Annotated in this window: 10 protein-coding genes; 8 read left to right on the top strand and 2 right to left on the bottom strand. The window is 71.4% G+C overall.

Annotation, left to right across the window (positions count from 1 at the left end; genetic code table 11):
* Window positions 1-71 precede the first annotated feature (71 nt).
* The 6 genes from hutU to QWM81_RS03660 all read left to right on the top strand — a co-directional run bounded on the left by hutU (window position 72) and on the right by QWM81_RS03660 (window position 7,692).
* Window positions 72-1,730: a urocanate hydratase gene (gene hutU, locus QWM81_RS03635; protein ID WP_290109985.1), complete on the top strand. Its 1,659-nt coding sequence runs from the start codon at window positions 72-74 to the stop codon at window positions 1,728-1,730.
* A 134-nt stretch (window positions 1,731-1,864) separates the two neighbouring features.
* Window positions 1,865-3,055, top strand: a complete 1,191-nt coding sequence (locus tag QWM81_RS03640; protein ID WP_290109986.1) for an allantoate amidohydrolase — start codon at window positions 1,865-1,867, stop codon at window positions 3,053-3,055.
* Window positions 3,046-4,407: a formimidoylglutamate deiminase gene (locus QWM81_RS03645; protein ID WP_290109987.1), complete on the top strand. Its 1,362-nt coding sequence runs from the start codon at window positions 3,046-3,048 to the stop codon at window positions 4,405-4,407. Before QWM81_RS03640 ends, QWM81_RS03645 begins: the two co-directional genes overlap by 10 nt.
* A 35-nt stretch (window positions 4,408-4,442) precedes the next feature.
* A complete protein-coding gene (gene hutI, locus QWM81_RS03650) occupies window positions 4,443-5,726 on the top strand; it encodes an imidazolonepropionase (protein WP_290110051.1) in 1,284 nt (427 codons plus the stop codon).
* A 36-nt stretch (window positions 5,727-5,762) separates the two neighbouring features.
* A complete protein-coding gene (locus tag QWM81_RS03655) occupies window positions 5,763-6,887 on the top strand; it encodes a CapA family protein (RefSeq protein WP_290109988.1) in 1,125 nt (374 codons plus the stop codon).
* Window positions 6,888-6,999: 112 nt separating this feature from the next.
* Complete coding sequence (locus QWM81_RS03660) at window positions 7,000-7,692, top strand: aspartate/glutamate racemase family protein (RefSeq protein WP_290109989.1); 693 nt, start codon at window positions 7,000-7,002, stop codon at window positions 7,690-7,692.
* A gap of 130 nt (window positions 7,693-7,822) precedes the next feature.
* Here the strand turns inward: QWM81_RS03660 and QWM81_RS03665 are convergent, their stop codons facing one another.
* Window positions 7,823-8,725: an RNA polymerase sigma factor SigF gene (locus QWM81_RS03665; protein ID WP_290109990.1), complete on the bottom strand. Its 903-nt coding sequence runs from the start codon at window positions 8,723-8,725 to the stop codon at window positions 7,823-7,825.
* A 227-nt stretch (window positions 8,726-8,952) separates the two neighbouring features.
* Here QWM81_RS03665 and QWM81_RS03670 point away from each other — a divergent pair, with 227 nt between their 5' ends.
* Together QWM81_RS03670 and QWM81_RS03675 are read left to right on the top strand one after the other, a co-directional pair.
* Window positions 8,953-9,321, top strand: coding sequence for an STAS domain-containing protein (locus tag QWM81_RS03670; protein ID WP_290109991.1), 369 nt, complete (start codon window positions 8,953-8,955; stop codon window positions 9,319-9,321).
* Window positions 9,322-9,446: 125 nt separating this feature from the next.
* On the top strand, window positions 9,447-10,010 hold the full coding sequence (locus tag QWM81_RS03675) for an ATP-binding protein (RefSeq protein WP_290109992.1): 564 nt from the start codon (window positions 9,447-9,449) through the stop codon (window positions 10,008-10,010).
* Window positions 10,011-10,223: 213 nt separating this feature from the next.
* On the opposite strand, the gene QWM81_RS03680 is transcribed toward QWM81_RS03675, so the two are convergent.
* Entirely contained in the window at window positions 10,224-11,744 is a 1,521-nt protein-coding gene (locus tag QWM81_RS03680) for a peptide MFS transporter (RefSeq protein WP_290109993.1), read from the bottom strand.
* Between the last annotated feature and the right edge of the window lie 477 nt (window positions 11,745-12,221).

The raw sequence follows: 12,221 nt of genomic DNA on the forward strand, positions 1-12,221 counted from the left end.
GATCGCGATCAGCGATAGCAATCAGCGATCGCAGTCAGCGATCCGCCATCAGCATCCGAGGAGGCATCCCCATGTCAGGACCCCGCCCCGTACGGGCCCCGCGCGGTACGGAACTGAGCGCCCTGGGATGGCAGCAGGAAGCCGCGCTGCGGATGCTGCAGAACAACCTCGATCCCGAGGTCGCCGAGCACCCCGACAAGCTCGTCGTCTACGGCGGCACGGGCAAGGCCGCCCGCGACTGGCGTTCCTTCGACGCGATGGTCCGTACGCTGCGCACGCTCAAGCAGGACGAGACGATGCTCGTCCAGTCCGGCCGCCCGGTCGGCGTGATGCAGACCCACGAGTGGGCCCCGCGCGTCCTCATCGCCAACTCCAACCTGGTCGGCGACTGGGCGAACTGGGAGGAGTTCCGGCGCCTGGAGGCCCTCGGCCTGACCATGTACGGCCAGATGACCGCCGGGTCGTGGATCTACATCGGTACGCAGGGCATCCTCCAGGGCACCTACGAGACGTTCGCCGCCGTCGCCGCCAAGAAGTTCGGCGGCACCCTCGCCGGGACGATCACGCTGACCGCCGGCCTCGGCGGCATGGGCGGCGCCCAGCCGCTCGCCGTGACCATGAACGACGGCGTCGCCATCTGCGTCGACTGCGACCCGCGCGCCATCGAGCGCCGCATCGAGCACCGGTACCTGGACGTCCGCGCCGACTCGCTCGACCACGCGCTGTCCCTCGCCGTCGAGGCGCGCGACGCCCGCCGGCCGCTGTCCATCGGCGTCCTCGGCAACGCCGCCGAGCTCGTCCCGCAGCTGCTGGCGATGAACGCCCCCATCGACATCGTCACCGACCAGACCTCCGCCCACGACCCGCTGTCCTACCTGCCGCTCGGCGTCGCCTTCGAGGACATGGCCTCCTACGCCGCCGAGAAGCCCGCCGACTTCACGCAGCGGGCGCGCGAGTCGATGGCCCGGCACGTCGAGGCCATGGTCGGCTTCATGGACGCGGGCGCCGAGGTCTTCGACTACGGCAACTCCATCCGTGGCGAGGCGCAGCTCGCCGGCTACGACCGGGCGTTCGCCTTCCCCGGCTTCGTACCGGCGTACATCCGCCCCCTGTTCTGCGAGGGCAAGGGCCCCTTCCGCTGGGCGGCCCTGTCCGGTGACCCCAAGGACATCGCCGCCACCGACAAGGCCATGCTGGAACTCTTCCCGGAGAACGAGTCCCTGGCCCGCTGGCTCAAGATGGCCGGCGAACGCGTCCACTTCCAGGGCCTGCCCGCCCGCATCTGCTGGCTCGGCTACGGCGAGCGCGACCGCGCGGGCGAGCGCTTCAACGACATGGTGGCCTCCGGCGAGCTGGCCGCCCCCCTCGCCATCGGCCGCGACCACCTCGACTGCGGCTCCGTCGCCTCCCCGTACCGCGAGACCGAGGCCATGCTCGACGGCTCCGACGCCATCGCCGACTGGCCGCTGCTCAACGCCATGGTGAACGTCGCCTCCGGCGCCTCCTGGGTCTCCATCCACCACGGCGGCGGCGTCGGCATGGGCCGCTCCATCCACGCCGGCCAGGTCACCGTCGCCGACGGCACGCCACTGGCGGCCGAGAAGATCCGCCGCGTCCTGACCAACGACCCGGGCATGGGCGTCATCCGCCACGTCGACGCGGGTTACGACCGCGCCGAAGAGGTCGCCACCGAGCGCGGCGTCCGCATCCCGATGCGGGAGGAGTCATGAGCGAGGTGGTGGGCGATCGTCCCGCAGGGCAGCGGGGGCGCCTCCCTGGGGGTACCCCCGGGCGAAGCCCCGGGCGAGAGGCCCAGGGGGCGGGTGGGCGCGGGGCGGCGGAGCCGGGGCCCTCGTTCCACACCATGTGGGCCGAGCTCGCGCCCATCGGCCGCCACCCGGCGAGCGGCGGCTACCGCCGCTACGCGTGGACCGGCGCCGACGCCGACTGCCGCACCTGGTTCCAGGAGCAGGCCGAGGCGCGCGGGCTCACCTACGAGACCGACCGCAACGGCAACCAGTGGGCCTGGCTCGGCGACCCCCTCGGCGAGGACGCCGTCGTCACCGGCTCGCACCTGGACTCCGTCCCGGACGGCGGCGCCTTCGACGGCCCGCTGGGCGTCGTCTCCTCCTTCGCCGCGCTCGACGAACTCCGCCACAGGGGGGTGGAGTTCCGCCGACCGGTCGCCATCACCAACTTCGGTGACGAGGAGGGCGCCCGCTTCGGCCTCGCCTGCGTCGGCTCCCGGCTGACGGCCGGGCAGCTGACGAAGGAGGCGGCGTACGAGCTGCGCGACGGCGACGGCGTCTCGCTGCCGCAGGCGATGGAGGCCGCCGGGTACGACCCGGACTCCATCGGCCCCGACCCCGAACGCCTCGCCCGTATCGGGGCGTTCGTGGAGCTGCACGTCGAGCAGGGCCGGGCCCTCGACCTGACCGGCGACCCGGTCGGTATCGCCTCCGCCATCTGGCCCCACGGCCGCTGGCGGTACGACTTCCACGGCGAGGCCAACCACGCCGGGACGACCCGCCTGGCCGACCGGCGCGACCCGATGCTCACGTACGCCGAAACCGTCCTGGCCGCCCGCCGTGAGGCACAGCTCGCGGGCGCGGTGGCGACCTTCGGCAAGATCGCGGTCGAGCCGAACGGCGTCAACGCCATCCCCTCCCTCGTACGCGGCTGGCTGGACTCGCGCGCGGCCGACCAGGCGACGCTGGACACGGTCGTCGCCGGTATCGAGGCGGCCGCCCACGAGGCCGCCGCCCGCCAGGGCGTCGACCTCACCGTCGTACGCGAGTCCTTCACCCCGGTCGTCGAGTTCGAGCACGCCCTGCGCGACGAGCTCGGCAAGATCCTCGGCGGCCAGGTCCCGGTCCTCGGCACGGGCGCCGGGCATGACGCGGGCATCCTGTCGGCGTCCATTCCGACGGCCATGCTGTTCGTACGCAACCCCACGGGCGTCTCGCACTCCCCGGCCGAGTACGCGGCCGAGGACGACTGCGTGGCCGGCGTCCGCGCACTCGCCGACGTACTGGAGGGCCTGGCGTGCAGGTGACGACGTACTGGGCGGAGCACGCCTGGCTCGGTGACCGTGTCGAGCCGGGCGTCGCCCTCACTGTGTCCATGAGCGGCTCCGCCGCGGGGACGGATGGCCGCGTCACCGCCGTACGCACCGGTGCCGACACCCCCCCTCCCGGCGCGGTCGTGCTGCGGGGCCTGACCCTCCCCGGCCTCGCCAACGCGCACAGCCACGCCTTCCACCGGGCCCTGCGCGGCACGGTCCAGGTCGGCAGCGGGACCTTCTGGACCTGGCGCGAGGTCATGTACCAGGTCGCCTCGCGCCTGACCCCCGACACCTACTTCGCGCTGGCCCGCGCCGTGTACGCCGAGATGGCCCTGGCCGGCATCACGGCCGTGGGGGAGTTCCACTACCTCCACCACGCGCCCGGAGGCACCCCCTACGCCGACCCCAACGCCATGGGGGAGGCGCTGATCGCGGCGGCCGGCGAGGCGGGCATCCGCATCACGCTGCTCGACACGGCGTACCTGTCCTCCGGCTTCGGCGCCGCCCCCGACCGGCACCAGCTCCGCTTCTCCGACGGCACCGCCGACGCGTGGGCCGAGCGCGCCGCCCTGCTGAAGGACCGGGAGGGCGTCCGCATCGGAGCGGCCATCCACTCCGTACGAGCCGTCCCCGCCGCCCAGTTGTCCACGGTGGCCCAGTGGGCCGCCGACCGCCAGGCGCCCCTGCACGTCCACCTCTCCGAGCAGACGGCCGAGAACGACGCCTGCCTGGCCGCCCACGGGTGCACCCCCACCCGGCTGCTCGCCGACCACGGCGTGCTCGGCCCGCGCACCACCGGCGTCCACAACACCCACCTCACCGACGATGACATCGCCCTCCTCGGCGGCTCCGGCACCGGCACGTGCATGTGCCCGACCACCGAACGGGACCTCGCGGACGGCATCGGACCGGCCGTCGCCCTCCAGCGCGCCGGCTCGCCCCTGTCGCTGGGCAGCGACAGCCACGCGGTGATCGACCTGCTGGAGGAGGCGCGGGCGATGGAGCTCGACGAGCGCCTCCGCTCCCGCACCCGAGGCCACTGGACGGCCGCCGCACTGCTGCGCGCCGCCACCGCGGACGGGCACGCCGCCCTCGGGTGGCCGGACGCCGGCCGCCTCGAAACCGGGGCGCTCGCCGACTTCACGACGATCGCCCTCGACACGGTCAGGACAGCGGGACCGGTGCCGCGTCTGGCAGCTGAGACAGCGGTATTCGCCGCGTCGGCAGCGGATGTGCGCCATACGGTCGTGGGCGGTCGTCATGTCGTACGGGACGGGTCCCACGCCCTGATCCCGGACGTACCCCGAGCCCTGACCGACTCGATCGCCGCGCTGCACCGCTGAAACCGCTGAAGGAGACACCCCTCACCATGAACAGCATGAACAGCGGCCCCGAGACGACGAACAGCCCCCCGGCGACAGCCGCCCCCGCGACGGCGAACAACACCGTCGCGGCGACGGCCACCGTCATCACCAACATCGCCAGCCTGGTCACCAACGACCCCTCCCTGGGATGGGGGTCCCCCCGCTCCAGCACATTCGAGAGTGGGGGAGGATCCCCCCTCGGACTGATCCAGGACGCGGCCGTCGTCATCGAAGGCGACCGCATCGCCTGGATCGGTGAAACCAGCAAAGCACCCGCCACTGACAATCGGGTCGACGCGGGCGGCCGGGCCGTGATCCCCGGGTTCGTCGACTCCCACTCCCACCTGGTCTTCGCGGGCGACCGCACCGCCGAGTTCAACGCCCGCATGTCCGGGCAGCCCTACGCCGCCGGCGGCATCCGCACCACCGTCGCCGCCACCCGCGCCGCCACCGACGAGGCCCTCGAAGCGAACCTCACCCGCTATCTGCGCGAGGCGCTGCGCCAGGGCACGACCACCTTCGAGACCAAGTCCGGCTACGGCCTCACCGTCGAGGACGAGGCCCGCGCACTGCGCATCGCCGCCGCCCACACCGACGAGGTCACCTACCTCGGCGCGCACATCGTGTCGCCCGACTACGCCGACGACCCCGCCGGGTACGTCGACCTCGTCACCGGCCCGATGCTGGACGCCTGCGCCCCCTACGCCCGCTGGATCGACGTGTTCTGCGAGAAGGGCGCCTTCGACGGGGACCAGGCCCGCGCGATCCTGACGGCGGGCAAGGCACGCGGCCTCCACCCGCGCATCCACGCCAACCAGCTGACGTACGGCCCCGGCGTCCAGCTCGCGGTGGAACTCGACGCGGCGTCCGCCGACCACTGCACGCACCTCACGCAGCAGGACGTCGACGCCCTCGCGAGCGGCGACACGGTCGCCACCCTCCTGCCCGGCGCGGAGTTCTCCACCCGCGCCGAGTGGCCCGACGCCCGCCGCCTGCTCGACGCGGGCGTGACCGTCGCCCTCTCCACAGACTGCAACCCGGGCTCGTCGTTCACCTCCTCGGTGCCGTTCTGCATCGCCCTCGCCGTACGCGACATGGGCATGACCCCGGACGAGGCGCTCTGGTCCGCGACGGCGGGCGGCGCCGCGGCCCTCCGCCGCACCGACATCGGCCGCCTCACCCCCGGCGCCCGCGCAGACCTCGCCCTCCTCGACGCCCCCTCCCACGTCCACCTGGCGTACCGCCCCGGCGTCCCCCTGGTATCGGCGGTCTGGCGCCGCGGCGAGCGAGTCGCCTGACGCCCGCTCCTCGTCGCGACGCCCTAGCGTGGAAGGGTGCCCGGGAGCGGAAACGCGGTGACGCTGTTCCTCTGCGGCGACGTGATGCTCGGCCGCGGGGTGGACCAGATCCTGCCGCATCCCGGCGACCCTGCCCTCCGCGAGGGGTACATCCGAGACGCCCGGTCGTACGTCGAGCTGGCCGAGGCGGTGAACGGCCCCATCCCGCGCCCCGTCGACCCGGCCTGGCCCTGGGGCGACGCCCTCCCGGTGCTCGACGAGGCCGCGCCCGACGCCCGGGTGGTGAACCTGGAGACCAGCGTCACGCGCAGCGACGCGTTCGCGCCCCGCAAGCAGGTGCACTACCGGATGCACCCGGACAACCTGCCGTGCCTGGCGGCCGCCCGGCCCGATGTGTGCGTGCTGGCCAACAATCACGTGCTCGACTTCGGCCGCCAAGGGCTGGAGGACACGCTCGACGCCCTGGCCGGGCCCGGCGTGCGGGTGCGGGCCGTGGGGGCGGGGCGCAGCGCGCAGGAGGCGCGGCGGCCCGCGGTCGTCACCCTGCCCGGCCGCCGGCGGGTTGTGGTGGTCGCCCTGGGGATGGAGTCCAGCGGCATCCCGCCCGACTGGGCCGCCGGCGAGGACCGGCCCGGTGTCGCCTTCGTACCGGAGCCGGCGTATGAGGCGGCGGCCGACGTCATCCGGCGCGTACGCGACGTCAGGCGCCCCGGCGATGTGGCGGTCGCCAGCGTCCACTGGGGCTCCAACTGGGGGTACGGCGTGGGGCGGGACGAGGTCCTGTTCGCGCACGCGCTGATCGACGGCGGCGTGGACGTGGTGCACGGGCACTCCTCGCACCACCCCCGTCCCCTGGAGCTGTACCGGGACGGGCTCGTTCTCTACGGCTGCGGCGACTTCGTCGACGACTACGAGGGCATCACCGGCTACGAGCACTACCGGGACGACCTCCGGCTGCTGTACCTCGTGACGGTGGAGCCGGGTTCCGGCAGGCCGCCCACGGTTCGGATCGTCCCGATGCAGGCCCGGCGCATGCGCCTGCACCACGCCTCGCGCGAGGACCGCGAGTGGCTGCGGGGCACGCTGGACCGCGTCAGCCGAGGCTTCGGCGTACGCGTCGGCATCAGCCCCGATGGCGCGCTTGTCGCAAACCCCCGTTAGCCCCCGTTGCCCCCTACGTACCACGTACAGCCACACGGCCGTGCGCCCCGAGCCCCGACTACGGCGACCTGGTCGCGCTCGCCCACAGGCGGGCGCGTGGCAACCTGGCCGGATGAAGACGATCGGACTCATCGGCGGCATGAGCTGGGAATCCAGCGCGGAGTACTACCGGCTCCTCAACGAGCTGGTACGCGAGCGCCTCGGCGGGCTGCACTCCGCCCGCTGCATCCTGCACTCCGTGGACTTCGCGGAGATCGAGCGGCTCCAGGCCGCCGGTGAGTGGGAGCAGGCCGGGGAGATCCTCGCCGAGGCCGGGCGCGGGCTGGCCGCCGCCGGGGCCGATCTGCTGCTGATCTGTACGAACACGATGCACAAGGTCGCCGGGCAGGTGCAGGACGCGGTGCCCGTGCCGCTGCTGCACCTCGGGGACGCCACCGCCGACGCCGTACGCGAGGCGGGGCTGAGGACGGTGGGGCTGCTGGGGACCGCGTTCACCATGGAGCAGGATTTCTACCGCGACCGGCTCGCCGGGCACGGGCTCACCGTGCTCGTCCCCGGGGCCGAGGGGCGGGCGGAGGTGCACCGGATCATCTACGAGGAGCTCTGCCTGGGCGTCGTCAAGGACTCCTCCCGCGCCGCCTTTCGGCGGGTCATCGATCAGCTCGTGGCCGACGGCGCGGAAGGCGTCGTGCTCGGCTGCACCGAGATCGAGCTGCTGATCGGGCAGGAGCACAGCCCGGTACCGGTCTTCCCGACCACCCGCCTGCACGCCGAGGCCGCCGTCACCACCGCGTTGTCGCCCTGACCGCCCCCAATCACGCCGCCCCCCAACACAGCCCCCCAACACAGCTCCCCACCACGGCAGTTCCCCAACATGGCGAAAGGGTCCACTCCTTGACGGAATGGACCCTTCCAGGAGGGGTACGCGACCGGGGTCACTCCTCCAGGGTCAGACCCTTGCGGAGCTTGCCCAGGGTGCGGGCGAGCAGCCGTGACACGTGCATCTGGGAGATGTTGAGCTCCTCGCCGATCTCCGACTGGGTGAGGCCGGCGACGAAGCGGAGGGAGAGGATCTTGCGGTCACGCGCCGGGAGCGAGGCGATCAGCGGCTTGAGGGACTCGATGTACTCGATGCCTTCGAGACCGTGGTCCTCGTAGCCGATGCGGTCGGCCAGCGCGCCCTCGGTGTCGTCCTCCTCGGGCTGGGCGTCGAGCGAGCTCGCGGTGTACGCGTTGCTCGCCGCCATGCCTTCGACGACCTCCTCCTTGGTGATGCCGAGCTTCTCGGCCAGTTCCCCCACGGTGGGGGAGCGGTCGAGCTGCTGGGCCAGTTCGTCCCCGGCCTTGGCCAGGTCCAGGCGGAGTTCCTGGAGCCGGCGCGGGACGCGTACGGACCAGGAGGTGTCGCGGAAGAAGCGCTTGATCTCTCCGACGATGGTGGGCATCGCGAAGGTGGGGAACTCCACGCCTCGGCTGAGTTCGAAGCGGTCGATGGCCTTGATGAGGCCGATCGTGCCGACCTGGATGATGTCCTCCATCGGTTCGCTGCGGGAGCGGAACCGGGAGGCGGCGAACTTGACCAGTGCGAGGTTGAGCTCGACCAGCGTGTTGCGGACGTACGCGTGCTCGTGCGTCCCTTCCTCGAGGGCTTCGAGGCGTGCGAAGAGCGTCTTGGACAGAGCCCTCGCGTCGAGCGGTTCGACTTCGTCGTACCGAGGAATGTCGGGCAGGAGACCGAGTTCTTCGGTCTCGATCTGTTCGATCTGGTGGGGCGATGTTGCCGACGGCGCGTCGGGGGTACGCGTTTCGTCGAGCCGGGGTGACATGGTCTCCTCCATCGTTCTCGGCATATGGCCGCCGATGCCGATACGAGCGTCTGCGGTGTGCGGCGCCTCCAAAGCCGGCCGTGTTGGTTGTGTCCCTACTAGCCCTACCCGCTTGGCATGGATCGTTGCAAGTGTCAATTGTCCCATATATACGGTTTGTAGTTAAGTCTCGACTACCGACTGCCGTGGAGAAGGCGTAATGTTCTACCGACTTAACGGCATCGGCGAAGAGGGGCGGCATGGACCGCGGGACGGTCGGCAGCGCGAATCAGGGCCGACTCAAGGTCGGGGTCCGGACGGAGGGGCGCAGCGAGATCCTCACACCGGCGGGTGAGCTTGACCACCACACCGCCGAATTGCTGCGCGAGCCGCTGGACGCCGCCTTGGAGCGAGGATGCGCACGCCTCGTGATCGACTGCTCGCAGCTTGTGTTCTGCGACTCCACCGGGCTCAACGTCCTGCTCGGCGCCCGCCTGAAGGCGGAGGCCGCCGGCGGAGGGGTCCACTTGGCGGGGATGCAGCCCGTGGTCGCCAGGGTCTTCGAGATCACCGGCGCCGAAGCGGTGTTCACCGTGCACGATTCGCTGGAAGCGGCGCTCGCCGACTGACGCGACAAAGCGGGTGTTGTCCGGGAACGGCCGGGCAGAAGAACCCCGCGGCACCCTGCGGAGGGCCACCACACTCTCTGTGACGACGTAATGGCGACTTGGTGATTCGGTGAGGTGAAGCGCTGATGGGTACCACCCAGCAGCATCCGCCGAGCGATCTCGGCCCCGAGGCGGACGGCTCCGCGCTCGGTGTCTCCGTTCCGGCTCCCTCTCCCGCGTCCACCGTGCCGGAGGTGAGGTCCGACATGTCAGGTGCGGCGTCCGCGGCGACGCCGGCGGGGCGCCGGATGCGGCGGCTCTCGCTGGGCAGTGCGAGCGGGATCGTTCCGCTGGCCCGTGACTTCACCAGGCAGGCGCTCTACGACTGGGGCTGGCTGCCGGCGGCCACCGCCGACCGGCGCGCCGCCGCCGAGGATGTCCTGCTCGTCGTCTCCGAGTTGGTCACCAACGCGTGCCTGCACGCCGAGGGGCCCGAGGAGCTGCGTGTCTCGCTCGACTCGAAGGTCCTGCGCCTGGAGGTCGAGGACCGCGGCGCGGGTCAGCCCACGCCGCGCACGCCCCACAGGGCCGGGCGGCCCGGCGGGCACGGCATGTTCATCGTCCAGCGCCTCTGTCTGGACTGGGGAGTCGTACGGTCCACCGACATGCCCGGCAAGACGGTCTGGGCCGAACTGGCGGCGCCCGCCTAGTCACTTGGCGGGCGGGGTCCTCCCGGCGGTTGTGGAGCATGGCGATACGCCATGCTCTTTGTCTTGCCTTTGTCTTGCCCCGCCCCGGCATGGCCGCAGACGTGTGCGACCGCACATCTGATGGATGGTCAGGCGCGCGAGCGGTGAACGCGAAGGGCCGCCGCACCGGTCGAATCGGTGCGGCGGCCCTTCCCACGGCTGTAGGCGTAGGCGTCAGTGCACGTTGCCCATCAGCGTCTGGACCTTCTTGCGGTACATGTACACCGCCAGACCGGCCACGACGGCCAGCGAGGCCTCCATGGCGATGATCCCGGTGCCGTTGAGGTCGACACCGCCCAGGGACAGCAGACTCGTGGCGCAGTCGCCCGCGGTGACCGCGAGGAACCAGACACCCATCATCTGGGAGGCGTACTTCTGCGGCGCCATCTTCGTGGTCACCGAGAGGCCGACCGGGGAGAGGCACAGCTCGCCGATGGTCTGGATCATGTAGATCGAGACCAGCCACATCGGCGACACCTTGGTGCCGTCGCCCGCCATCGCCATCGGCACGATGAAGACGAAGAAGGACGCGCCGACCAGGACCAGACCCATCGCGAACTTCACGATGGTGTTCGGCTCCTGGTTCTTACGGGCCAGCCACAGCCACAGCCAGGCGAAGACCGGGGCCAGCGCCATGACGAACAGCGGGTTCAGCGACTGGAACCAGGTGGCCGAGAACTCGAAGCCGAGCACGCTGCCCGCGGTCTTGTCGTCCGCGAAGAGCGACAGCGTCGAACCGCCCTGGTCGTAGATCATCCAGAAGACGGCGGCGGCCACGAAGAACCAGATGTAGCCGTTCATCTTCGACTGCTCGGTGGACGACAGCTCCCTGTCGCGCTTGATGCGGACCAGAACCGCGACCGGGATGATCAGACCGGCCAGCGTCAGCGGCACGAGCGCCCAGTTCAGCGTGAACGCGCCCAGGGCGACGACGGCGCCGTAGAAGGCGGCGGTGGCCAGGGCCGCGCCCGAGGCCTTGAGCAGGATCGTGCGGCGCTCCTCGGGGCTCAGCGGGTTCGGTACGACGCTGCTCTCGGGGCTCAGGTGCCGCGTACCGAGCAGGAACTGGAGCAGGCCCAGGCCCATGCCGACCGCCGCCAGAGCGAAGCCGAGGTGCCAGTTGAACTCCTTGCCGACTGTGCCGATGACGAACGGAGCGGCGAAGGCACCGAGGTTGATGCCGATGTAGAAGAGGGTGAAGCCACCGTCCCGGCGCGGGTCCTCGGGGCCGTCGTAGAGGTGGCCGACCATCGTGGAGATGTTGGCCTTCAGCAGACCGGAGCCGACCGCGACGAGCGCCAGACCGGCGAAGAACAGCGCCTGACCGGGCAGGGCCAGGCACAGGTGACCCACCATGATCACGGCACCGGCGATGGTGACGGTCTTGCGGGCGCCCCAGACGCGGTCACCGAACCAGCCGCCCGGCATGGCCATCAGGTAGACCATCGACACGTACACGGAGTAGATCGCCGTGGCCGTGGCCGCGGTCATCGCGAGGCCGCCGCCCTGGCTGCCGGCCGCGGCGTCGGCGCCACCCGAGACCAGGTAGTACACGAGGAGGGCGCGCATGCCGTAGTAGCTGAAGCGCTCCCACATCTCGGTCAGGAAGAGAGTGGCCAGGCCGCGGGGGTGGCCGAAGAAGGCGGTCTCGCCGCGAGTGATACCCGCCGAGTCCTTCGTCAGGCTGGACGCCATGGTCGATCCTTGCTCGCTCGGGACGCGCGGTGCTTCGTGAGCGGTCACGCGGCCGGTGGGGGGCGGCCGGCGCCGGCGCGGTTTCCGCCCCACCCCACGCCCGCAGGGGTTCGCCCCCGTACGGGGTACGGAGGCGAGGACGGTCCCGTACCGGGATCCACGCCCCGGACGCGACAGCGCGCGGTGGGGCCCGGCCCAGGTCATTCACTGTCTCAGGGCCGGCGGTGCCGGTCCTGCGCAGAAAGAGAGACCCTCGGCGGCGCTGTAGGCGGGCCGAAGGGTCCCGGGATAGTGCATCAGGCGCCTCGCAACCATACGTCACGACACGGCGGGATATGGCAGGCTTGAGAGATGCATCACAAGGTCCACTGGAACCATCCGGCCGGATTCCAAGGTGTAGACCAGGATGTCATCCCACACCCGCAGGTCGTGTTGATCATCGTGTGATCCCCCGGCGTACGCCGTCCGGTGCGGACT

The organism is Streptomyces ficellus, from assembly GCF_030406405.1.
GTDB lineage: Bacteria > Actinomycetota > Actinomycetes > Streptomycetales > Streptomycetaceae > Streptomyces > Streptomyces ficellus_B.

Coding starts and splice junctions, on each gene's coding strand:
- QWM81_RS03640 (WP_290109986.1), top strand. CDS start 1,865: ATGTGGGCCGAGCTCGCGCCCATCGGCCGCCACCCGGCGAGCGGCGGC.
- QWM81_RS03665 (WP_290109990.1), bottom strand. CDS start 8,725: ATGGAGGAGACCATGTCACCCCGGCTCGACGAAACGCGTACCCCCGAC.
- hutU (WP_290109985.1), top strand. CDS start 72: ATGTCAGGACCCCGCCCCGTACGGGCCCCGCGCGGTACGGAACTGAGC.
- QWM81_RS03680 (WP_290109993.1), bottom strand. CDS start 11,744: ATGGCGTCCAGCCTGACGAAGGACTCGGCGGGTATCACTCGCGGCGAG.
- QWM81_RS03670 (WP_290109991.1), top strand. CDS start 8,953: ATGGACCGCGGGACGGTCGGCAGCGCGAATCAGGGCCGACTCAAGGTC.
- QWM81_RS03675 (WP_290109992.1), top strand. CDS start 9,447: ATGGGTACCACCCAGCAGCATCCGCCGAGCGATCTCGGCCCCGAGGCG.
- QWM81_RS03660 (WP_290109989.1), top strand. CDS start 7,000: ATGAAGACGATCGGACTCATCGGCGGCATGAGCTGGGAATCCAGCGCG.
- hutI (WP_290110051.1), top strand. CDS start 4,443: ATGAACAGCGGCCCCGAGACGACGAACAGCCCCCCGGCGACAGCCGCC.